Origin of the sequence: Nonomuraea sp. NPDC050786 (assembly GCF_040654115.1) — a bacterium.
Classification (GTDB): Bacteria; Actinomycetota; Actinomycetes; order Streptosporangiales; family Streptosporangiaceae; genus Nonomuraea.
Genome location: NZ_JBFAHJ010000003.1, coordinates 324055 through 342412, shown reverse-complemented (window position 1 = coordinate 342412; position 18358 = coordinate 324055). Strand labels below are relative to the sequence as shown.

General features: G+C 70.1%; 18 protein-coding genes and 1 tRNA gene. 9 read left to right on the top strand and 10 right to left on the bottom strand.

Translation table 11 applies throughout. The annotated features are described in order from the left end of the window. The first annotated feature begins 99 nt into the window (after positions 1–99). A complete protein-coding gene (locus AB0H84_RS09180; RefSeq protein WP_357600545.1) occupies positions 100–555 on the top strand; it encodes a tyrosine-type recombinase/integrase in 456 nt (151 codons plus the stop codon). Between the two features lie 59 nt (positions 556–614). Here the strand turns inward: AB0H84_RS09180 and AB0H84_RS09175 are convergent. The 7 genes from AB0H84_RS09175 to AB0H84_RS09145 form a co-directional block, all read right to left on the bottom strand. Further along, positions 615–686: transfer RNA gene (locus AB0H84_RS09175), tRNA-Val, on the bottom strand. Between the two features lie 17 nt (positions 687–703). After that, complete coding sequence (locus AB0H84_RS09170; protein ID WP_357600542.1) at positions 704–1645, bottom strand: ROK family protein; 942 nt, start codon at positions 1643–1645, stop codon at positions 704–706. A gap of 149 nt (positions 1646–1794) precedes the next feature. Then, a complete protein-coding gene (locus AB0H84_RS09165; RefSeq protein WP_357600539.1) occupies positions 1795–2109 on the bottom strand; it encodes a hypothetical protein in 315 nt (104 codons plus the stop codon). Between the two features lie 14 nt (positions 2110–2123). Next, positions 2124–2585: a peroxiredoxin gene (locus AB0H84_RS09160; protein ID WP_357600976.1), complete on the bottom strand. Its 462-nt coding sequence runs from the start codon at positions 2583–2585 to the stop codon at positions 2124–2126. A 31-nt stretch (positions 2586–2616) separates the two neighbouring features. Beyond that, positions 2617–3045 carry a DUF3052 domain-containing protein gene (locus tag AB0H84_RS09155; protein ID WP_345002295.1) on the bottom strand — a complete coding sequence of 143 codons (429 nt, stop codon included), beginning with the start codon at positions 3043–3045 and terminating at the stop codon, positions 2617–2619. 117 nt (positions 3046–3162) lie between these two features. Continuing rightward, positions 3163–3570 (bottom strand): secondary thiamine-phosphate synthase enzyme YjbQ, encoded by a 408-nt coding sequence (locus tag AB0H84_RS09150; RefSeq protein ID WP_357600536.1) that lies wholly within the window; start codon positions 3568–3570, stop codon positions 3163–3165. A 10-nt stretch (positions 3571–3580) separates the two neighbouring features. Further along, the gene (locus AB0H84_RS09145) at positions 3581–3763 is read right to left on the bottom strand and encodes a DUF1918 domain-containing protein (RefSeq protein ID WP_357600534.1); all 183 of its coding nucleotides are present in this window, start codon (positions 3761–3763) and stop codon (positions 3581–3583) included. A gap of 106 nt (positions 3764–3869) precedes the next feature. Between AB0H84_RS09145 and AB0H84_RS09140 the strand changes: the two genes are divergently transcribed. The 5 genes from AB0H84_RS09140 (at position 3870) to AB0H84_RS09120 (ending at position 11525) form a co-directional block, all read left to right on the top strand. Then, on the top strand, positions 3870–5324 hold the full coding sequence (locus AB0H84_RS09140; protein WP_357600531.1) for an ATP-binding protein: 1455 nt from the start codon (positions 3870–3872) through the stop codon (positions 5322–5324). Beyond that, the gene (locus tag AB0H84_RS09135) at positions 5321–5974 is read left to right on the top strand and encodes a response regulator transcription factor (protein ID WP_357600528.1); all 654 of its coding nucleotides are present in this window, start codon (positions 5321–5323) and stop codon (positions 5972–5974) included. Before AB0H84_RS09140 ends, AB0H84_RS09135 begins: the two co-directional genes overlap by 4 nt. Positions 5975–6346: 372 nt before the next feature. Continuing rightward, positions 6347–9094, top strand: coding sequence for a pyruvate dehydrogenase (acetyl-transferring), homodimeric type (gene aceE, locus AB0H84_RS09130; protein ID WP_357600525.1), 2748 nt, complete (start codon positions 6347–6349; stop codon positions 9092–9094). Between the two features lie 184 nt (positions 9095–9278). After that, positions 9279–10781: an alpha/beta hydrolase gene (locus AB0H84_RS09125; protein WP_357600522.1), complete on the top strand. Its 1503-nt coding sequence runs from the start codon at positions 9279–9281 to the stop codon at positions 10779–10781. A 9-nt stretch (positions 10782–10790) separates the two neighbouring features. After that, on the top strand, positions 10791–11525 hold the full coding sequence (locus tag AB0H84_RS09120) for a maleylpyruvate isomerase family mycothiol-dependent enzyme (RefSeq protein ID WP_357600519.1): 735 nt from the start codon (positions 10791–10793) through the stop codon (positions 11523–11525). A gap of 217 nt (positions 11526–11742) precedes the next feature. On the opposite strand, the gene AB0H84_RS09115 is transcribed toward AB0H84_RS09120, so the two are convergent. The 3 genes from AB0H84_RS09115 to AB0H84_RS09105 form a co-directional block, all read right to left on the bottom strand. Then, positions 11743–12102: a VOC family protein gene (locus tag AB0H84_RS09115; protein WP_357600516.1), complete on the bottom strand. Its 360-nt coding sequence runs from the start codon at positions 12100–12102 to the stop codon at positions 11743–11745. An 81-nt stretch (positions 12103–12183) separates the two neighbouring features. Further along, positions 12184–12912 carry a YafY family protein gene (locus AB0H84_RS09110; protein ID WP_357600513.1) on the bottom strand — a complete coding sequence of 243 codons (729 nt, stop codon included), beginning with the start codon at positions 12910–12912 and terminating at the stop codon, positions 12184–12186. Positions 12913–13065: 153 nt separating this feature from the next. Beyond that, a complete protein-coding gene (locus tag AB0H84_RS09105) occupies positions 13066–14043 on the bottom strand; it encodes an aldo/keto reductase (RefSeq protein ID WP_357600510.1) in 978 nt (325 codons plus the stop codon). Positions 14044–14194: 151 nt separating this feature from the next. Between AB0H84_RS09105 and AB0H84_RS09100 the strand changes: the two genes are divergently transcribed. The 3 genes from AB0H84_RS09100 (at position 14195) to AB0H84_RS09090 (ending at position 18214) form a co-directional block, all read left to right on the top strand. Next, positions 14195–14671: a GNAT family N-acetyltransferase gene (locus tag AB0H84_RS09100; protein WP_357600507.1), complete on the top strand. Its 477-nt coding sequence runs from the start codon at positions 14195–14197 to the stop codon at positions 14669–14671. Between the two features lie 206 nt (positions 14672–14877). Next, on the top strand, positions 14878–16188 hold the full coding sequence (locus AB0H84_RS09095) for an MFS transporter (RefSeq protein ID WP_357600505.1): 1311 nt from the start codon (positions 14878–14880) through the stop codon (positions 16186–16188). Positions 16189–16192: 4 nt separating this feature from the next. Next, positions 16193–18214, top strand: coding sequence for a molybdopterin-dependent oxidoreductase (locus AB0H84_RS09090; RefSeq protein WP_357600502.1), 2022 nt, complete (start codon positions 16193–16195; stop codon positions 18212–18214). Positions 18215–18358 lie beyond the last annotated feature (144 nt).

Here is an 18358-nt window from a genome sequence, read left to right as displayed (position 1 = left end):
CTGACGTCTGCCTTTACGCCACCCGAGCCGCCGATGCCGCAGCCCAGGCCGGCACTTCCTGGAACCTCAACAGGGTGGAACGCCTCGACGAGCCGTCGGATGAGGCTGCTCTCACCCTCTCCGACGGCATCGACCGCCGACGCCGTTCGCGCCCAGCACGCCTGGATCATCGACGCCCTGGAGGTCGGGGATCCGGCCGCGTGCGAGCATCTGGACGCCGCCCAAGAGCTCGCTCAGGAGAAGGCGGGAGACCGGTGGAAGGACACGGATCTCGTGTTCTGCACGCGGACCGGCACACCGGTCACGGCCCACAACGTACGGCGTGACATCCGCAAGGTCGTGGAAGCGGCAGGGCTCACCGGGCGGGAGTGGTCGCCTCGCGAGCTGCGGCACAGCTTTGTGTCCGTGCTGTCAGACTCCGGCGTTCCCATCGAGGACATCTCGCGCCTGGTCGGGCACTCCAACACGGTGGTCACCGAGACGGTCTACCGGCACCAGATCCGGCCCGTGATCATGCAAGGAGCTGCGACGATGGACCAGATCTTCGGGAGTTAGTCACTCACTTGGTCACTCAGGCGCCGTTTTCAAGATCAGAGATCAAATGTCTACGCAGGTGGGCGGTACTGGGTTCGAACCAGTGACCCCTCGCTTGTAAGGCGAGTGCTCTACCGCTGAGCTAACCGCCCCTGATCGGCACTACACCTTACGACACCACAGGGCCCGATCGCACATCCAGCACCCACCCAGGGCCCAGTTCGGGGCGGTCGGCGGCGCGCCAGCCCAGGAGGGCCGCTCCGAGCATGCCGGCGTCCACCCCGAGCGCCGCCGGGACCAAGGGAGGTGCGTCGCGGAAGGCCAGGCGCCTGACGAGGCGGGTGCGTACCGGGTCGAAGAGGGCGGGGCCCGCTTCTGCCAGGCCGCCGCCGAGGACGATCACCGAGGGGTCCAGCAGCAGTGTGTACGTCGCCAGGGCCAGCGACAGGGCCTCCACGGCCTCGTCCCAGACCTCGATGGCGATCGGGTCGTCGGAGGAGACCACCTGCTCCGCCTTGACGCCTTCCACGCCGGCTCGCTGGCTGTAGCGGCGTCCCACCGAGGCCGCCGATGCGTACGTCTCCAGGCAGCCGAACTGGCCGCACGCGCACTGCTCCCCGTCCGGGAAGACCGGGGTGTGGCCGATCTCGCCGGCCCAGCCCGAGGAGCCGCCGTACGGCTCGCCGCGGATGATCGAGGCGCCGGCGATGCCCGTGCCGATCGGGAGGAAGAGGAAGTCCGACAGGCCCCGGCCCGCGCCCAGGATGCTCTCCGCGAGGCCGCCGGTGCGTACGTCGTGGCCGAGCAGGACCGGGATGTCCAGGCTGGTGAAGCTGGCGGCGGGGACGTCGCGCCAGCCCAGGTTCGCCGCGTAGACGGCGGAGTTGTCGGACACCAGGCCAGGTACGGCCAGGCCGACGCCCGCGGGGATGCCGTCGCCCGAGGAGGCCAGGTGGCTGATGAACTCGGAGATGGCGGCCACGACCGCCTCAGGGCCCTCCGCCCGGGGGGTCGGGCGCCGCTCGCTCAGCAGCACCGCGCCGGACTCGCTGACCAGGCCGCCCTTCATGGACGTGCCACCGACGTCGAGCGCGACTACGAACGAACTCATTGCGGACACGGAAAGAGACGATAGCGCAGCTCAGTAAATGTCTGGAAAGGGTCTGTCGTGCTCCGGCCGGACTTCCCGGGGTTCCAGCTACTTCCCGCGGGCGTGCTCCACCGGCCGTCCCGGAGAAGGGAATCGCGCATGGAAGGCGCTCAGGCGCGCCCGAGCACGCGGTTGAGCGCCGCCTCCACCTCCGCCGACAGCCCGGGAGGCGGCGTCACCGCAGGAGCCGTCAGGGCGTCCGAGCGGGCCAGCCGTACGGCGCCGCAGGAGCGGCACTCCACCTCGCCCAGCCGGCAGATCAGCGCCGAGGACCCGCAGGTCGAGCAGGAGTCCAGGTCGAGGTCGTGCAGTCGTTGACAGTCCGGACAGATCAACACCTGGGTCTCGTTGCGCACCCCGCGCTGCCACGGGCTGGCGCCGCGCACGGGGTCGGTCTGCCGGGCCCCGCAGCGGTAGCAGGGCATCGTTCCCTCCGAAGTCAAGAAATGTCGGCGAGTGCCTTCACGTAGGCGGCGACGTCACGTGCGGAGGAGATCGGATTGACGACCGACCACCGGATCACGCCCTCGCCGTCGATGACGAAGGTCCCCCGAAGGGCGACCCCCTTCGTCTCGTCCAACACACCGTACGCCCGCGCGACCTGTCCGTGTGGCCAGAAGTCGGAGAGCAGCGGAAACGTATAACCCTCGCGATCCGCCCACGCACGGTGCGTGAACACGGAGTCGACGGAGACGGTCAGCAGCTGCGCGCCCTCCAGAGGCTGGTCGCGCAGGGCGGACAGCTCGCTGTGACAGATCCCGCTGAAGGCAAGCGGGTAGAAGACCAGCACGACCTTGGAGCCCCGGAACTGAGACAGGCTCACCGGGGTGCCGTGCTGGTCCTGCAGCTCGAAATCCGGAGCCAGGGCACCGACCTCGGCAGGATGTGCTTTCACAGGCATCATCCTGCCGCATGGAAGGCGCTCGGGCCCCCTACCGTTTGCCCTTGGGCGTGACGAGCCTGGTGCCGGACCAGTCGGGTGCGGCGGAGATGCTGCTGGTCTGCGAGAGACCCGCGGTGGCGGCATCCTCCCCGATGTCGCTCGGCTCCACGTGGCCATCTCGCCCGGCCTTGGGAGTCAGCAGCCAGATCTGGCCGCCGTCGGCGAGTGCTCGCATGGCGTCGCTGAGGGCGTCGAAGAGGTCTCCGTCGCCGTCGCGCCACCACAGCAGCACAACGTCGACGACGTCGTCACTCTCCTCATCCAGCAGCTCGTTGCCGGTCAGGTCCTCGATGGACTCGCGAAGCTCGTCGTCGACGTCCTCGTCCCAACCGATCTCCTGCACCACCTGACCCGGCTTGAGGCCGAGCCGTTCGGCCAGGCCGCGCTCGCCCTGCGCCTGACCCGCGGTCGCGCTCACGTTTATCCCTCCTGCTTGAGTGGCCCCGCTTATGCGGTTTATCGCTTCGGCACAGTCCACACGCTGTGACCCTCAGTCGTCAACGGTCGCCACGGGTACGGCCGTAGTCGTTCAGAATCAATCAGACAAAAACGACAGGCGAACCTGGCGTTGCGGGTTGTCGACGTTCAGATCGACAAGTGCGATCGACTGCCATGTGCCGAGCGCCAAACGCCCGCCCAGCACGGGCACCGTGGCGTACGGCGGGATCAGTGCCGGCATGACATGCGACCTTCCGTGACCCCGCGAACCGTGCGCGTGACCCCAGCGGTCGTCCGGCGGCAGCAGGTCGCGCAGCGCGGCGAGCAGGTCGTCGTCGCTGCGCGAGCCCAGCTCGAGCAGGGCGACACCGGCCGTCGCATGGGGCACGAAGATGTGCAGCAGCCCGTCGCCGCCCTGTGCGCGCACGAAATCCGAGCATTCGCCCGTGATGTCGTGCACCGTCTCTCGTGACCCCGTGGCCACAGAGATGATTTCAGATCTCACGCGTGAAATCCTACTTATGCACCACGACGGCATCCGGCCCAGGAAACACCAGTCCGGTGTGCCCGTCGTCGAAGCGCACCATGTACGGAGGTCCGCCCTCGGGGCCCTGGACCTCCATGATCACACCACTCCGGTCCCTTTCGCCGACGATATGCCCGTGCACCAGGAGCCGGTCTCCTACCGCAGCATTCATACAACCCACATTGGTACGCGGAAAGCCGTACGAAAAGAGCGATTCGCAAGTTTTGCTCCCCCTGCAGGGGGAGGGAGAAATATGACCGAAACGTTACGCTTCGCGGATGTGGCGTTTCGGGCTCCGAGGCCGGATGGCGATGTCGTACGTGCTGGTCACGGCCACCGCGGTGCTGCTGGTCGAGGCCGTGATCGTGGCCCTTTACGTGATCCCGCAGGCCAGCGCGACCGACCTGGCCTCGGTCCTGCGGGACCAGGCGGGGCGGGACGCCAAGCTGCTCAGCCTGGACGCGGCCAGGCGGCCGTCGCCGGTGCCCAACACCTCGGGCCGCGATCTCCTGCCGCCGCCGCCCGACGTCCCGGGCCGCGATCTCCTGCGCAGGGCGATGTCGGCGGCGGGGCCGCGGACCCTCGTGGACGGAGTCAGGCCGCCCGAGCCGGGCTTCGCCATGCTGGAGATGCTCGTCGACACGGACGGCCTGGTCGTCGGCAGCTCCGCGCCCGAGATCTACGGCGTGGGCACCGGCCTGGACGTCCCCCTGCCGGGTCGCGAGGGAGGCGGCGGCACGGGCAGGACCAGGACGGGCACGACGGTCTGGCACTTCAGCCCCGTGACGGTGAAGACGCCCGTGGGCCTGCAGATCCTCGGCTACGTCTACGTCCAGGCCCCGGCGGAGGTCGCGCCCGCCGCGCCGGTCCTGGGCTCGCTCGCGCCCTTGCTGGCGCCCGGGCTGGTGGCGGTGGGGCTGGTGGTGCCGGTCGGGCTGCTGTTCGGCCTGCTCAGCACGCGCCGGCTGACCACCAGGGTGCGCCGGCTCGCCGGCGTCACGACGGCCGTGGCCGCGGGCGACTTCCGGCCGCGGGTGGCGGTCACCGGGAGCGATGAGGTGAGCACGCTCGAGCATTCGTTCAACGTCATGACCGACCGGCTCGGCGCGGCGGTCGAGGGGGCCAGGCTGACCGCGCGGGCCGAGGCCCGCCAGGCCGAACGCGGCAGGATCGCCAGGGAGCTGCACGACTCGATCTCGCAGGACCTGTTCTCGCTGAGCCTGCTGGCCGGGGGCATGCGCAGGGCCGCGCCGGACGCCCTGCGCGAACAGGCCGAGGCGATGGAGCGCACCGCCGCCCGCGCGATGCGCGAGATGCAGGCGCTGCTGCTGGAGCTGCGGCCGGTGGCGCTGGAGGACGCGGGCCTGCTGCCCGCGCTGGAGGAGCTCTGCCACGCGTACGAGACGCGGCTCGGCGTCAGGGTCGAGGCCGAGCTGGCGGAGGTCGCGCTGTCGCCCCCGGCCGAGCACGCGGTGCTGCGCCTCGTCCAGGAGGCGCTCGGCAACGCGGTCAAGCACGCGGAGCCGGCCAGGATCACGGTACGGCTGGGCCGCCACGCCGGCCCGGTCATCGTGGAGGTGTCGGACGACGGCCGGGGCTTCGACCCCTCCGGCGTGGCCGCCAAGCACGGCATGGGCCTGGCGCTGATGCGCGAGCGGGTGGAGGAGCTCGGCGGCCGATGGGAGATCCACAGTGACGGGAGCGGGACCACAGTGAGAGCGAGCCTGCCATGACCATCCGCGTCCTCATCGTCGACGATCACGAGGTGGTGCGCCAGGGGCTGCGGTTCGTCCTGGAGCAGGAGGAGGGGATCGAGGTCGCGGGGGAGAGCGGCGACGGGGCGGCGGCGCTGCACGCCGTCCGGGGGCTGCGGCCGGACGTGGTCCTGCTCGACCTGGTCATGCCCGTCATGGACGGGCTCGCGGTGCTGGAGAGGCTGCGCGGGGAGGCCGGGCGGCCCGCGGTGATCGTGCTGACCTCGTTCCAGGAGGAGGACAGGGTGGTGGAGGCGGTACGGCTCGGCGCGCTGTCGTACCTGTCCAAGACGACCGCGGTCGACCAGGTGGTGGAGGCGGTGCGCGCGGCGGCGCGGGGCGGCAGCGTGCTGGAGCCCGGGATCGCGGCGCTGCTGCTCGGGCGGGTGCGGCAGGGCGGCCGCCCGAGGCCGCTCGACCTGCTGACGCCCAGAGAGCGGCAGGTGCTGTCGGCCGTGGCGAGGGGACGGTCGAACGCGGAGATCGCCAGGGATCTGCGCATGGGCAGGGAGACCGTCAAGACGCACGTCTCCAGCATCCTGGCCAAGCTCGGCGTGGCCGACCGCACCCAGGCCGCGATCTTCGCGCTCCAGCAGGGCCACGTCCCCCTGGACGAAGCCCTGGGGTAGGGCGAAGAGCCTGTCCAGGACCCTCAGAAGCCCTACCGGTAGACTCCCTCGGTCACATCGCGCTGTCGCGGGTGAGAACCTCTCCTCTTCTGGGGAGAGAGGAGAGTACGGGGCAGCGGCGGCAAGGGGGCATTCGAGCGAAATTTCGTCCGTTTTCCTGTCTTGTTAAATTGCTCCCGCGATGTAACCTTTGGGGGCGATTCGTCCTACCATCGGTGGTCTAGGCCATCTGATCGTCTCTGCCAGCAGGGACGCCTCTGGTTACCGGCCAGTAGAGATGCGTTTTCTACGACTAGCGACCAGGATGGAAGGCGACCGCGAGGGCTAGACCCAAAAGACCAGACATCAGTCATCCTCGGAAGGCGAGACCCAGTGGCTTCCGGACGCCAGCGATTCTCGATCATCAGCGACGGCCTACCCAGCCAGCTGCCTGATGTCGACCCCAGCGAGACCAACGAGTGGCTCGAGTCTCTCGACAATGTCGTCAAGACCGAAGGCCGCACCAGAGCCCGCTACCTCATGCTGCGCATGCTGGAGCGGGCCCGCGAGCACCAGGTCGGCGTGCCGGGTTTGCGGAGCACCGACTACATCAACACGATCCCGCCGGAGCGCGAGCCCTGGTTCCCGGGTGACGAGCACGTCGAGCGCCGCATCCGCGCCTACATCCGCTGGAACGCGGCGATCATGGTGTCCAGGGCCAACGCCCGCACCAACGTCGGCGGCCACATCGCCACCTACGCCTCCGCCGCCTCCCTCTACGAAGTGGGCTTCAACCACTTCTTCCGCGGCAAGGACCACGGCGAGTCGGGCGACCAGGTCTTCTTCCAGGGGCACGCGGCGCCCGGCATCTACGCCCGCGCCTTCCTCGAGGGCCGGCTCAACGAGGCCCAGCTCGACGCGTTCCGGCAGGAGCTCTCGCACGGCTTCCACGGCCTGCCCTCCTACCCCCACCCGCGCCTCATGCCCGACTTCTGGGAGTTCCCGACGGTCTCCATGGGCCTCGGCCCGATCGGCGCGATCTACCAGGCGCGGTTCAACCGCTATCTGCTCAACCGGCAGATCAAGGACACCAGCCGCAGTCACGTGTGGGCGTTCCTGGGCGACGGCGAGATGGACGAGCCCGAGTCGCTCGGCGCGATCGGCGTGGCGGCCCGCGAGGAGCTCGACAACCTCACGTTCGTGATCAACTGCAACCTGCAGCGGCTCGACGGTCCGGTACGCGGCAACGGCAAGATCATCCAGGAGCTGGAGTCGTACTTCCGCGGCGCCGGCTGGAACGTGATCAAGGTCGTGTGGGGCCGCGACTGGGACCCGCTGCTCGCGGCCGACGTCGACGGCGTGCTGGTCAACCAGATGAACACCACCCCCGACGGCCAGTTCCAGACATACTCGGTCGAGTCCGGCGGGTACATCCGCGACAACTTCTTCGGCGGCGACCCGCGCCTGCGCAAGATGGTCGAGCACCTGACCGACGACGACATCCGCAAGCTGTCGCGCGGCGGCCACGACTACCGCAAGGTCTACGCGGCGTTCAAGGCGGCCCGCGAGCACGTCGGCCAGCCGACCGTGATCCTCGCCCAGACCATCAAGGGCTGGACGCTGGGCAAGGACTTCGAGGCGCGCAACGCCACCCACCAGATGAAGAAGCTCACCAAGGCCGAGCTGAAGGAGTTCCGCGACCGGCTCTACCTGCCGATCCCGGACTCCGCGCTGGAGGGCGACCTGCCCCCCTACTTCCACCCGGGCGAGAACGACCCCGAGATCCAGTACATGAAGGAGCGCCGCGCGGCGCTCGGCGGCGTGCTGCCCAAGCGGGTCGTCCGCGCCAAGCCGGTCAAGCTGCCCGGCGACGAGGTCTACGGCACCTTCCAGAAGGGCTCGGGCAAGCAGCAGGTCGCCACCACGATGGCGTTCGTGCGGCTGCTGAAGGACCTCATGCGCGACAAGGAGATCGGCCACCGGTTCGTGCCGATCATCCCGGACGAGGCCCGCACGTTCGGTCTCGACGCCATGTTCCCGACGGCCAAGATCTACTCGCCGCACGGCCAGACGTACGAGGCCGTCGACAGGGAGCTGCTGCTGTCGTACAAGGAGGCCGTGCAGGGGCAGATCCTGCACGAGGGCATCAGCGAGTCGGGCTCGATGGCCTCGGCCATCGCGGCCGGCACCGCCTACGCCACGCACGGCGAGCACATGATCCCGATCTACATCTTCTACTCGATGTTCGGGTGGCAGCGCACCGGCGACCAGATGTGGCAGATGGGCGACCAGATGGGCCGCGGCTTCCTGCTCGGCGCCACCGCCGGCCGCACCACGCTCAACGGTGAGGGCCTGCAGCACGAGGACGGCCACACGCCGCTCATCGCCTCGACCAACCCGGCCGCGGTCTCCTACGACCCGTCCTGGGCGTTCGAGGTGGCCCACATCGTCAAGGACGGCCTGCGGAGGATGTACGGCGACCAGCCGGAGGACGTCTTCTACTACCTGACCGTCTACAACGAGCCCTACCTGCAGCCCGCCCAGCCCGCCGACATCGACGTGCAGGGCCTGCTCAAGGGCCTGTACAAGTTCGCCGACGGGCCGCAGACCCAGGGACCGAAGGCCAACATCCTGGCCTCGGGCGTGGCGGGCCCGTGGGCGATGGAGGCCCAGCGCCTGCTCGCCGAGGACTGGGGCGTGTCGGCCGACGTGTGGTCGGCGACGTCCTGGTCCGAGCTGCGCCGCGACGCCCTGGCCTGCGAGGAGCACAACCTGCTCAACCCCGACGCCGAGCAGCGGGTCCCCTACGTGACCCAGGCGCTCTCCCACGCGCAGGGCCCGTTCGTGGGCGTCAGCGACTACATGAAGGCCGTCCAGGACCAGATCGCGCAGTGGGTGCCGGGTGACTGGTCCTCGCTGGGCACCGACGGGTTCGGCCTGTCCGACACGCGCTCGGCGCTGCGCCGCCACTTCCACGTGGACGCCGCGTCGATCACCCTGGCCGTGCTGACCAGCCTGGTCAAGCGGGGCGAGCTCGACGGCGAGGTGCTGCGCGAGGCCATCGCCCGCTACCACCTCAAGAACGGCGTCACCGAGGCCGGCGGTGCCGAGAGCAACGACACCCAGTCGATGGGCGTCTGAGTCATCCACGGACGGCGCTCCCGCGAAGATTCTTTCGCGGGAGCGCCGTCATTTCAGCGCCCACGCCGGTTGGCCTGTGAGGCGGCACGTCGAGGAGGGGTACGTGCCGCCTCACCCGGGTATGGTGCGGCGTCACGTATTGTGGGCACTACTTCCCCCTGAGAGACGAGGGGAAATCAGTTTCATGCGACGCGTCCTAGCCGCCGCCCTGCTCATGACGGCCGCCGCCGGCTGCTCCACCGTGCCGGCAGCGGAGCCCGCCACGCAGTCCACGGGGGGCACAGATACGATCAACTGGGGACCGTGCACCGACATCAAGCGCCCTGACGGCGAGCCGCCGGCCCGCCAGGACGCGTCCGTACGATGTGGGAAGCTCGCGGTGCCCCTGGACTACGCCAAGCCCGACGGGGAGAAGATCGACCTGGCGCTCATCAAGCTCCAGGCCACGGGCAAGGGCAAGAAGCTGGGCTCGATGGTGTTCAACTTCGGCGGGCCGGGCGCCTCGGGCGTCGACACGCTCGACCAGGCCGGCAAGGCGCTCACCGCGCTGCGCGACCGCTACGACCTGATCAGCTTCGACCCGCGCGGCGTCGAGCGCAGCGCCGGGGTGCGCTGCGGTGACAACGCCGAGATGGACAGGTTCACCGCCCTGGACACCCTGCCGGCCGACAACAAGACGCACCAGGAGACCGAGCAGGCCAACAAGCAGTTCGCCAAGCTCTGCGAGCAGAACTCCGGCAAGATCCTGCCGTACATCGGCACGGTGAACGCCGCCCGCGACATGGACAGGATCCGCGCCGCGGTGGGCGATCCCAAGCTCAACTACGTCGGCATGTCGTACGGCACGCAGCTCGGCGCCGTGTACGCCACCGAGTTCCCCAAGAACGTGGGGCGCATGGTGCTCGACGCGCCGCTCGACCCGACGGTCTCGTTCGAGCAGCGGACGCTGGTGCAGACGCGCGGGTTCCAGCGGGCGTACGAGAGCTTCCTGCGGGCGTGCGTCAAGAACAAGTGCGACCTCGGCGCGGACCAGACCACCGCCGACGCGAACGTCGAGAAGCTGATGACGCAGCTCACCACGCAGCCGCTCAAGGTCGGCCAGCGCGAGCTCACCCAGGGCCTGGCCTCCACGGGCGTGGCGGCGGCGCTGTACTCGGAGATGACCTGGCCGTTCCTGGAGCAGGCGCTCAGCGAGGCGCTCAAGGGCCGGGGCGACGGGCTGATGTACCTGGCCGACTCCTACACGGGCCGCTCCGAGGACGGCTCGTACTCGACGCAGATGACCAGCTTCCCGGCCATCACCTGCGTGGACACCTCCGAACGGCCCAGCGTGGCGGAGATCAGGCGCACCGAGGCGGCCGCGATGAAGATCTCGCCGCTGTTCGGGTCCGAGGGCTCGGGCGGGCTGTGCCGGGTCTGGCCGGTCAAGGGCAGCGACCAGGCGCGGCACGTCAACGCCACCGGGTCCGCGCCGATCATGGTGGTCGGCGGCAAGGGCGACCCCGCCACGCCGTACGAGTGGGCGCCCAAGCTGACGGCCCAGCTCAAGACCGCCACCCTGGTCACGTACGAGGGCGAGGGGCACGGGGCCTACCTGTCGGGGAGCCGGTGCGTGCAGGGGCTCGTGGACGGGTTCCTGATCGACGGCAAGCTACCGGCGAAGGGCACCACCTGCCCGGCGGCCTAGTGTGGTCCTGTGACGTACGACTCGCTCATCGACACGGAGGCCACGCGGCTTGGCGCCCTGGCCACGGACCTGTCCATCCCGGTGCCCACGTGCCCGGGATGGACGATGGCCGACCTGATCACGCATGTCGGCCAGACGCATCGCTGGGCCACGCACATCCTGCGTAACCAGGTCCAGGAGCGGATCTGGTCGCGCCAGGTGCCCAGCGGGCTGGCCGAGGGGCAGAGCGGCGACGCGGCCTGGCTGGCCGCCGGGGCCGCCGAGCTGCTCGACACGCTCCGCGCCACCGACCCGTCGACGGCGGTGTGGACGTGGGGCCCTGACAGACAGGCGTCCTGGTGGCCGCGCCGGATGGTCTTCGAGCTGGTGCTCCACCGGGCCGACGCGGAGCTGGCGCTCGGCATCGACCCGGTGGTCCCGGCCGAGGTGGCGGTCGACGGCGTCGAGGAGTTTCTGCACAACCTGCCGTACGCCGGCTGGATCACGCCGCGGCTGGCGGAGCTGGGTGTGGAGGGGGCCACGATCCACCTCCACGCGACCGACGCCGACGGCGAGTGGACCATCACCCAGGGGCCGGCCGGGCGGATCTCCTGGGAGCGCGGGCACGCCAAGGGCGACAGCGCGGTCCAGGGGAGCGCCCGGGACCTGCTGCTCCTGATGTACGGCCGGCGCTCGCCGGAGGAGCTGACCGTCTACGGCGACGCGGACCTGCTCGGCCGCTGGCTCGCCACGGCCGCCTTCTGACCGTGCTCGCCGCGGCCGCCTTCTGACCGTGCTTGGCCGCCGGCTCGCTTCTGATCGTGCTTGGCCCTGGACGCGCCGCCGCTCGGCGATCGGCGGCGTGTCCAGGGCCGGGTGAACCGCTCTGTATGAAGCGACCCGTCCGGATGCCGGAGCCCGCGGGGAAGGCGCTCTCTCCGGCCTCGAACGGTGGATCACCCAGGTGCCGTGACGGCGCCGGTCACCTCCGGTGGAAGATCCCGAAGACGCTGCCCGACGTGTCACGGAGGTAGGCGAAGTCGGTGCCGGCGCCGTCGTCGATCACTTTCATGATCACCTTGCCGCCCAGCGACTCGCTCTTGGCGCAGGCCGCCTCGACGTCGGCAACCTGCACGTGGAAGACGGCGTGTGCGGGGAACTCGCCCTTGGTGTTGAACAGCCCGCCGCCGGGCCGCTCACCGCCCGGATAGTTGATCATCCGGTAGTCGAGCGGCCCCTCGTCGTCGCGGGTGAACGTCCAGCCGAACAGCCCGCCGTAGAACGCCTGCGCGCCCTCGGGGTCGTCGGTCGCCACCTCGAACCAGGTCACCGTGTTGTCCATCGTCGTCTCCAAGTCGTTTTTCTCGAACAGGACAACGATCTAACGTGATGGCGACAACCCTATGTCGGTGTTTTCGATTGACTAATCGAGCACAGTGCCGTGCACAATCATCTCGGGCACGTCGGGGGCGAAGCCTTCGAGCGGCCGGTCGGGGCAGCGCTCGGCGGTCACGGTCGCGGCGGCGATCCGATCGAGGCGGAAGACCCGCACGTCATCGCGGAGCCGGCACCACGCCACGAGATACCAGAACCCGCCCCGGCCGCCCAGGAACACGCCAGGCTCCACGTCGCGCGAGGTCAGCATGCCCTTGGCGTCGGCGTAGTCGAGCCTGAGCACGCGCCGGCGCAGCAGCGCCTCCTCGATGGCCCGGGAGATCCCCTCGGCGCCGAGCGGCTGGGTCTCCGCGCCGGTCTCGGGCGCATGCTGGATCAGCTGCACCCGCCGCGCCAGCTCTCTGGCGAGCTCGCCCTCGGACCCCGGCATCGCGGCCACCACCTTGCGTAACGCGCTGCGCGCCTGCCGGCCGAACGGCTGGTCGCCGGCCCGGCTGAGCGCCACCGCGATGGCCACCGCCTCGGCGGGGGTGAAGTTGAGCGGGGGCAGGGTCATCTTCTTGTCGATGGCATAACCGCCCCTGCGGCCTGGCTCGGCGTAGATCGGCACCCCTGACTCCTGCAGGGCGGTGATGTCGCGCTCGATCGTGCGTACGCTCACCTCGAACCGCTCGGCCAGCTCGCGTGCGGAGCGGCAGCGGGGCGCGATGGCGCGCAGATCCTCGACGAGCGCGTAGAGCCGGTCGGTACGATTCACAGCCGCGACGCTACGCGCCGCCACTGACAATCGCGGCGCGTCCGCCGGCACCGCAACCCCTGCCTCACCGTACGGCCACAGGGGTCTCGCGGTGCCGGCAACCATCGCCGCCCCTACCAGAGGGGTCTCGCGGTGCCGGCAAGCAGCGCCGCCCTACCAGCGGTGGTGGACCTGGGGGCGGATCAGGTCGTCGTAGATCTCCTGGACCGCCTTCAGGGTCGCCGCGTCGAGCGGAGGCAGGGAGGCCGCGGAGGCGTTGGCGGTGGCCTGGGCCGGGTTGCGGGCGCCCGGGATGACCACCGAGGCGCCCTCCTGGTCGAGGATCCAGCGGAGGGCGAACTGGGCCATCGTCACGCCCGAGGGCACCAGCGGGGCCAGGCGGCGGACCGCCTCCAGGCCCGTGCCGAAGTCCACGCCCGAGAAGGTCTCCCCGACGTCGAACGCCTCGCCGTGCCGGTTGTAGTTTCTGTGGTCGTCGGAGCTGAAGGTGGTGTGCTCGTCGTACCGGCCGGACAGCAGGCCGCTGGCCAGCGGGACGCGGGCGATGATGCCCACCCCGGCGGCGCGGGCCGCGGGCAGGACCCGCTCCAGCGGCTTGAGCCTGAACGCGTTGAGAATGATCTGCACGGTCGCCACCCCGGGCCGCGCGATCGCCGTCAGCGCCTCCTCGCACGTCTCCACGCTGACCCCGTACGCGGCGATCTTCTGCTCGGCCACCAGCGTGTCCAGGGCGTCGAAGACCGCGTCCGTCGAATACACCGGAGTCGGCGGGCAGTGGAGCTGGACCAGGTCGATGGTGTCCACGTCCAGGTTCCGGCGGGAGCGCTCGTTCCAGGCGCGGAAGTTGGACATCACGTAGTTCGAGGGGATCTGCTCGAGCCGGCGGCCCATCTTGGTGGCGACGGTCAGCTCCGGGCGGTCCTTGGCGAAGCGGCCGACGATCTGCTCGCTGCGCCCGTCGCCGTAGACGTCGGCCGTGTCGATGAAGGTGACGCCCGCGTCCACGGCGGCACTGAGGGTGGCGACGGCGTCGTCCTCCGTCACCTGCCCCCAGTCGGCGCCGAGCTGCCACGCGCCCAGGCCCACGATGCCCACCTGGCGCTCTGTCCGTCCCAACGTGCGTTGTTCCATGGGTAACAGTCTCCAGGATGGTCAACGGGCCGCCGGCCCAGGGGCGCGCCTCCCGAACGGTGGTCAGGACCAGCTCCGCGACCTGGGCCGGGCACGTAACCGGTGAAAGGTTCCGTCCGGTCGCCTCACGGGATGGCCGATACTGAACGGCATGATTCGACCCGCCACACCCGCCGATGTCCCCCAGATCCTCAGCATGATCAGGGAGCTCGCCACGTACGAGAAGGCCGCGCACGAAGCACGCGCGACCGAGCAGCAGCTGCACGCGGCGCTCTTCTCCGACCACCCCGCCGCGTTCGTCCACATCGCCGAGCAGGACGGCGAGGTGGCCGGCTTCACGCTGTGGTTCCTCACCTTCTCGACGTGGCGGGGAGTGCACGGCATCTACATGGAGGACCTCTACGTACGCCCCCAGCACCGCGGCGCCGGCCACGGCGTGGCACTCATGAAGGAGCTGGCCCGCATCTGCGACGAGCGGGGCTACCAGCGGCTCGAATGGTCGGTCCTCGACTGGAACGAGCCCAGCATCGCGTTCTACGACAAGCTCGGCGCGGTGCGCCAGGACGAGTGGCTGAGGTACCGGATGACCGACGAGCCGCTCCAGCGCCTGGCCGCCCCTCGGGACTGATGGTCACGTACCGTGACATAGGTGACGCCCACGTTTCGGTGAGCGGTAGTCGATCATTACGAGCGTGTTTCGTCCGTGACGCTTGTGCGTGGCTTGTTACAGCGGTGAATCACACGTAACGAACGCACAGCCACGGATCGTCAAAGTGCGTAACGCGCGCTTCCTACCTTGGAACTCCCCGGACGCCGAGCGTAGGAGAGAGTTCGATGGCGCGCTGGATCGCCGAGTGGCACCCCGATGACCCAGCCTTCTGGGAGAGTTCAGGCAAGCGTGTCGCACGGCGCAACCTGATCTTCTCGATCCTGGCCGAGCACCTCGGCTTCACCGTGTGGACGGTGTGGAGCATCGTGGCCACCAAGATGGGGGCCTACGAGTTCTCCACCGACCAGCTCTTCTGGCTGGTCGCGCTGCCCAACCTGGTCGGCTCGGTGCTCCGCGTCCCCTACACGTTCGGCCCGGCCAAGGTCGGCGGGCGCAACTTCACGGTGCTGAGCGCGACGCTGCTGCTCATCCCGGCCGTGCTGCTCGGGGTGGCGGTCAGCAACCCGGCCACCCCCTACTGGCTCTTCCTGGTGATCGCGGCCCTGGCCGGGTTCGGCGGCGGGAACTTCGCCTCCAGCATGGCCAACATCACCTACTTCTACCCCCGCAACAAGCAGGGGGTCGCGCTGGGGCTGAACGCGGCCGGCGGCAACATCGGCGTCAGCTCCGTCCAGCTGGTCATGCCGCTGGTCATCGGCGCGTTCGGCCTGGCCGCCGCCGGATGGTTCTGGATCCCGTTCATCGTCGTGGCCGCCGCCTGCGCCTGGTTCTTCATGGACAACCTCACCAGCGCCAAGGCGAACCCGCGCCAGCAGCTCGCCGTGGCCGGCAAGGCGCAGACGTGGATCATGTCGTTCCTGTACATCGGGACGTTCGGCTCGTTCATCGGCTACTCGACCGCCTTCCCGCTGCTCAGCAAGAGCCTCTTCCCCGAGGCCCCGTTCGCCGCGGTGGCGTTCGTGGGGCCGCTGCTGGGCTCGCTGATCAGGCCGGTGGGCGGCTGGCTGGCCGACAGGCTGGGCGGCGCCCCGGTCACGCTCTGGAACTTCGCCGGGATGGGCGGCGGCGTGCTCCTGGTCTGGCTGGCCAGCGGTTCGGGCGACTTCTGGCTCTTCTTCCTGGCCTTCCAGCTGCTCTTCGTGACCGCCGGCATCGGGAACGGCTCCACGTACCGCATGATCCCGGCCATCTTCCAGGCCAAGGCGATCGCCGAGCGCGGCGAGAGCGAGGAGAGCCTGCTGTACGGCAAGCGCCAGGCGTCGGCGGCCATCGGCATCATCTCGGCGGTCGGCGCGCTGGGCGGCTTCCTCATCAACCGGGCCTTCGGGATGGCGTTCGCCGCCGCCGGGACCCCGGCACCCGCCTTCCTCGCCTTCGGCGTCTTCTACGTGTCCTGTTTCGCCCTGACCTGGTGGTGCTACACCCGCAAGGTCGGCGCCTCGGTCGTGGCCAGCCTCGCCTATGCCCGGGTCTGACCCAATGAGCGAGCCCGTGAAGACGCACTGCCCGTACTGCGCGCTCCAGTGCGGCATGGAGATCGGCCCCGGACTGGCCATCAGCCCCAGGACCGACATCCCCGCGAACGCCTCGGGCGCGCTGTGCCAGAAGGGCTGGACGGCGGGCGAGCTGCTCACCAACGGCGAGCGCCTGACCGCCCCGCTCCTCCACGGCGAGCCCGTGGAGTGGGACGTCGCCCTCGACTACGTGGCGGAGCGGCTGGCCGCCATCCGCGCCGAACACGGCCCCGACGGCGTGGCCGTGTTCGGCGGCGGCGGGCTCACGAACGAGAAGGCCTACACGCTCGGCAAGTTCGCCAGGGTCGCGCTCGGCACCAGCCAGATCGACTACAACGGCCGCTTCTGCATGTCGTCGGCCGCGGCGGCCTCGATCAAGGCGTTCGGGATGGACCGCGGCATGCCGTTCCCGATCACCGACCTGGCCGAGGCCGACGTGGTGCTCCTGGCCGGCGGGAACGTCGCCGAGACCATGCCGCCGTTCGTGCGCCACCTGAGCGGCCCGCGCCTGATCGTCATCGACCCGCGGCGCACGCAGACGGCCAAGCTGGCCTGGCTGCACCTGCAGCCCATGCCCGGCACCGACCTGGCGCTGGCGCTCGGGATGCTCCACCTGGCCATCGCGGACGAGCTCGTGGACGAGCAGTACGTGGCCGCCCGCACCACCGGCTTCGAGGAGGTGCGCACGTCGCTGGCCGCCTGGTGGCCGGAGCGGGTCGAGCGGATCACCGGCGTGCCGGTCTACCGGATGCGGCAGGCGGTCAGGGCGCTGGCCGCGGCGGGCAACGCGTACATCCTGACCGGGCGCGGCGCCGAGCAGCACGCCAAGGGCACCGACACGGTCACCGCGTTCATCAACCTGGCGCTGGCGCTGGGGCTGCCCGGCCGGCACGGCTCCGGGTACGGGTGCGTCACCGGGCAGGGCAACGGGCAGGGCGGCAGGGAGCACGGGCAGAAGGCCGACCAGCTCCCCGGCTACCGCAAGATCGACGACCCGGCGGCGCGCGAGCACGTGGCGAGCGTGTGGGGGGTCCCAGCGGAGAGCCTCCCGGGGCCCGGGCGGTCGGCGTACGAGCTGCTCGACGCGCTCGGGACCCCGGACGGGCCGCGGGCGCTGCTGCTGTTCGGGTCCAACCCGGTGATCTCCGCGCCGGCCTCCGAGCACGTGGCCGAGCGCATCGCCTCCCTCGACCTCCTCGTGACCTGCGACTTCGTGATGTCCGAGACCGCGGCGCTGGCCGACGTGGTCTTCCCGGTGACGCAGTGGGCCGAGGAGAGCGGCACCATGACCAACCTCGAGGGCCGCGTCCTGCTCCGCGACCAGGCCGTCGCGCCGCCCGAGGGCGTCAGGAGCGACCTCGACGTGATCGCGGCGCTCGCCGAACGGCTCGGACACCGCTTCGAGACCGAGCCGGTCAAGATCTTCGACGAGCTGCGCCGGGCGAGCCGGGGCGGCCTGGCCGACTACTCGGGCATCACCTACGAGCGCATCACCGCCGAGAAGGGCGTCTTCTGGCCCTGCCCGGAGCCCGGGCACCCCGGCACGCCGCGCCCGTTCCTCGACTCCTTCGCCACCCCGGACGGCCGGGCCAGGTTCGTGCCCGTCCAGCACCGGCCCGCGGCCGAGGAGACCGACGAGGACTACCCGATCTACCTGAGCACCGGCCGGGTGCTCGCCCACTACCAGAGCGGCGCCCAGACCCGCAGGATCGCGCCGCTCGTCCAGGCCGTCCCCGAGCCGTACGTCGAGCTCCACCCGGACCTCGCCGAGCAGCTCGACATCTCGCCCGGGGACGTCGTACGGGTCAGCAGCAGGAGGGGCGAGAGCAAGGCCGTGGCCAGGATCAGCGACGCCATCAGGCGCGACACCGTTTTCATGCCCTTCCACTGGGAGGGCGCCAACCGGCTCACCAACCCGGCACTGGACCCGACGTCGAAGATGCCGGAGTTCAAGGTCTGCGCTGTGAGGGTGGAGAGGGACTCTTGACTTCCTCCACACGGCCGAAGCCGAGGGATTCCAGCCCTCGCGGGTGGATCTTCCTGCTTCACAGGGCCGCGCCGTCGCCGCTCTCACGGGTCGGGTCTTACCAGCCCTCCACAGGCGTTTCACCTCTCCGCCAGCCCGGCGGCG

Coding starts and splice junctions, on each gene's coding strand:
- AB0H84_RS09125 (WP_357600522.1), top strand. CDS start 9,279: ATGCGACGCGTCCTAGCCGCCGCCCTGCTCATGACGGCCGCCGCCGGC.
- AB0H84_RS09170 (WP_357600542.1), bottom strand. CDS start 1,645: ATGAGTTCGTTCGTAGTCGCGCTCGACGTCGGTGGCACGTCCATGAAG.
- AB0H84_RS09160 (WP_357600976.1), bottom strand. CDS start 2,585: ATGCCTGTGAAAGCACATCCTGCCGAGGTCGGTGCCCTGGCTCCGGAT.
- AB0H84_RS09165 (WP_357600539.1), bottom strand. CDS start 2,109: ATGCCCTGCTACCGCTGCGGGGCCCGGCAGACCGACCCCGTGCGCGGC.
- AB0H84_RS09180 (WP_357600545.1), top strand. CDS start 100: ATGAGGCTGCTCTCACCCTCTCCGACGGCATCGACCGCCGACGCCGTT.
- AB0H84_RS09140 (WP_357600531.1), top strand. CDS start 3,870: ATGTGGCGTTTCGGGCTCCGAGGCCGGATGGCGATGTCGTACGTGCTG.
- AB0H84_RS09115 (WP_357600516.1), bottom strand. CDS start 12,102: ATGGACAACACGGTGACCTGGTTCGAGGTGGCGACCGACGACCCCGAG.
- AB0H84_RS09090 (WP_357600502.1), top strand. CDS start 16,193: ATGAGCGAGCCCGTGAAGACGCACTGCCCGTACTGCGCGCTCCAGTGC.
- AB0H84_RS09095 (WP_357600505.1), top strand. CDS start 14,878: ATGGCGCGCTGGATCGCCGAGTGGCACCCCGATGACCCAGCCTTCTGG.
- AB0H84_RS09105 (WP_357600510.1), bottom strand. CDS start 14,043: ATGGAACAACGCACGTTGGGACGGACAGAGCGCCAGGTGGGCATCGTG.
- AB0H84_RS09145 (WP_357600534.1), bottom strand. CDS start 3,763: ATGAATGCTGCGGTAGGAGACCGGCTCCTGGTGCACGGGCATATCGTC.
- AB0H84_RS09135 (WP_357600528.1), top strand. CDS start 5,321: ATGACCATCCGCGTCCTCATCGTCGACGATCACGAGGTGGTGCGCCAG.
- AB0H84_RS09100 (WP_357600507.1), top strand. CDS start 14,195: ATGATTCGACCCGCCACACCCGCCGATGTCCCCCAGATCCTCAGCATG.